This window comes from Lewinella sp. (assembly GCF_050633125.1).
GTDB lineage: Bacteria > Bacteroidota > Bacteroidia > Chitinophagales > Saprospiraceae > Lewinella.
The window spans coordinates 425-3,618 of record NZ_JBOEFX010000220.1 but is presented as its reverse complement, the minus strand read 5'-3'; the positions used below and the strand labels follow the sequence as shown (position 1 = coordinate 3,618).

Genomic DNA, 3,194 nt, shown 5'->3' with positions numbered 1-3,194 from the left:
AAAGCTTTATCTTTTTCAAAATTAGAGAAGTGGCATAATCTCGCCATTCAATGGTTCTTTTGGCAATTTAACCTCGAGCAACAGCATTACATGTGACACACCGCCCTTTCTTCTTCCACCGGTTGCGAACAACTGCAATAAAGGAAGACCGTAACCAATAGGAACAAGATTCTCATACAAGTAGGGGTTTAGTGCCAGCACAAGGTTGTGCAAGCACTTATTCCCTAGTAAGGGAACATTAATCTGCTACTTAAATGATTGATTAATCAACAAAAACAACGTCTTCGTAAACGTTTTTCAAGTTAATAGAAATTCCCAAGGCATTAATCAAGAAGCTCTCCTCTAAACCTTCTATTCGGGTTATTCGCCATAAATCCTTTTTCCTGGTATAGATTTCTACTTGCGCCTTGTACTGATGAATAAGGATATATTCCTTCAAACTGGCGATTTGTTGGTAGGCGAAGAACTTATCGCCACGATCATAAGCTTCCGTAGAATTGGATAAAACCTCTACGATAACGGAGGGGTTGATAATAGCATTATTTTCCTTGGTTGATCGCTCCATTTCGTCACAAACCACCATCACATCTGGGTACAAAAACTTATTCAATGATTCCACATGCAGTTTCACATCACTGTTTATCACTATACAATCACTTCCGTTTTCGCGTAAGCCAAATTTCAATTCACCATAAGTGTTTCCACTGATTAGACCATGCTCAATACTTCCTCCAGCCATCGCATAAATAATCCCATCATGGTATTCATACCGAGTATTGGCCTCCTGTTCGATTACTAAATAATCTTCTAGTGATATATTTTCTATTTTTTTGGCTTCCATCTTGGCTTAATTTCTCACAAAATACAGGTTTTCAAGGTAACTAACAATGCTACCCCTCTATCCGATAACGCGCACCTATGTAAAACTCCCGTCCACGCGTAGGCCCCCAAACATTAGCCGTATCAAAATAAGGGCCGAAGGGGTCTTGCCAGGAACGAATAGGGCGTAACTGACGGAAATCAAAGATGTTTTCACAGCCGCCGTAAACTTCCACCTTGGGCCATACTTTCGTAAACTGGGCATTGATGACGATGAACGGATCAGCATAGTCCTCCTGTTGGAATTCTGGAGGATTCGTTGAAGTATTAGCTAACCGTTGCTCTCCCGTCCAATGGAAATTGGCATCGAAGTGCCACCCTTTAGAGAGGGGTTCGTAGGAGAAGCTACCGATGACACGGTGAGTAGCATTAAAGGGCAACACCTGCTTTTCGCCATCAATGATGCGGTAAACATCCAGGTAATTGTAGGCAAGTTTCACTCCAAATCGCTGATAGAAAGCCAAGCCTATTTCGCCCTGAAAACCATTACTGATACTGGTGCCCGTAAAGTTCCGAACAAAAGCCACCGTTGGGTCAGTATCATAATCAGGGAAGATTTGATTCTGGAAAACCGTACGATAAAAATCGAAGGAGAATTGCGCTTCAACATCATCACCATAGGAATTATGGGTGAGGTTGATCCCGTAATTAAGCGCCTCTTCGGGCAGTAATTCTTCGGTGATCTGTACATCTCGCGAGCTGGCCAACAGGTTGATATTTTCGCTAAATAAGTTGACGGTGCGCCAGCCGGTACCTATCGAAACTCGGGCCACCGTTGCTGGTGAAAGGTTGGCACGGAGCAAGGCCCGTGGTGTGGCCTTCCAACCAAAGGTATTGTGGTGATCGTAGCGCAAACCAGTAATCAGCGTCAACTGATTATCGTACCAATTGAAGACATTTTCGGCAAAAACACCGGGGATATTCTCCTGGCGCTCATAGACACCCGCGTAACTACGCTGCAAATCATCGTTGCCAAAGCTAATATCTTCCTCTAAATCCAGAAAGCGGTAGCTGAAGCCTGTTTTAAACTGGTGCTTCTCTCGCCAATTGTATTCGTACTGCAAGTTGAGATAGGCATTGGTGTGGGTTCCCTGGTAGTGGGTTGTTCCGTAGTAGGACTCTTGCTTTTGGTGAAAGCCAGAAGCGTAAAATACTACGTGGTGATAATCATCCAGGCGGTAGCCCGTTTTGGTATATATTTCCGGTTGAGAATATTCCACCAATTGTCCGTAAGTGTTGGTAGTGCCTTTGTCTTGATCCGGATCGAAGGCGGTTTGCCCGCCGATACGCTGCTCATTCACAAAACGTAGGCCCGTCTCGCTGTACAAGCCCCATTCTCCAGCATCACGGTATTTCCATTTATTGTAAATGGTATATCGGGTGAGCAGCGGCAAATCAAGAAAGTCGTCCTTATCACTATCTCGCCGCTGCGCAGGTTGGGTCGTATGGGCTGCCAGCAGTGTGCTCCAATTGTTCCAGCGTTGGGTGTAATTGAGATTGTACTGGTGTTCACCAAAACTATTGAGGTAAACATTTAGCAACAAGCGCTCATCTTCGTCTGGCTGTTTAAGGACCACATTAATCTGACCGGAAATACTCTCATAACCCTGCAAGACAGAGTTGGCCCCTTTAGCTACAAAAATGCTTTTAATCAAGGTACCAGGAATACTGCTGATTCCGTAGGTATAACTCAGCCCCTGAATCAGCGGAAAACCATCGATCAGTACTTGATTATACACGCCAGAAAGGCCAAGGATACGTAATTCCTTAGCATTCGTGACAATATTGGTCGTCGTAGGATGTACACTCCCTTGGGTATTGAAGCAGCCTGCCAAATCACAACATGCCGAACGACCTAATTCCTTGGCGGTAATCACCTCCGTTTTTACAGGGTTGATGGTAGAGATGAAAGTCCCTTGCCGATTTTCTGTCACCACTACCACATCCATATCTTGCCGGGACCGCAACTCAATATCAAGACTACCAACCTCTTTGACCAGTACGGTGTCAGGAACATACCCGACATAAGAGATCACCAAATCAGCAGGTAAATCCTTGACAAGAGGCAGCTTGAAGGTACCATCCACTTCGGTGTACGTACCTCCATCGTTTTGTACGCTCCAATAGACACTAGCCCCCACCAGCGGCTGGCCTTCTATGTCATGGACATAGCCTGTCAATTCTTGCGCAAAAGATATTAGCGGAAGGGTAAAGAAGAAGAATAGTGATAGTTGGGTAAAGCTTCGCACGGGAATGATTGGTTAGTTAGTTGGATGGCGTAAGGGGTGTAAAAGGTGTAAGAGTGTAAGGGTTAA

General features: G+C 44.8%; 2 protein-coding genes. Both read right to left on the bottom strand.

Annotation, left to right across the window (positions count from 1 at the left end; genetic code table 11):
- Positions 1–262: 262 nt before the first annotated feature.
- Positions 263–841: a Uma2 family endonuclease gene (locus ACRBG0_RS28375; protein ID WP_431490199.1), complete on the bottom strand. Its 579-nt coding sequence runs from the start codon at positions 839–841 to the stop codon at positions 263–265.
- 49 nt (positions 842–890) lie between these two features.
- Positions 891–3,128, bottom strand: a complete 2,238-nt coding sequence (locus ACRBG0_RS28370) for a TonB-dependent receptor (RefSeq protein ID WP_431490198.1) — start codon at positions 3,126–3,128, stop codon at positions 891–893.
- Positions 3,129–3,194: the final 66 nt, after the last annotated feature.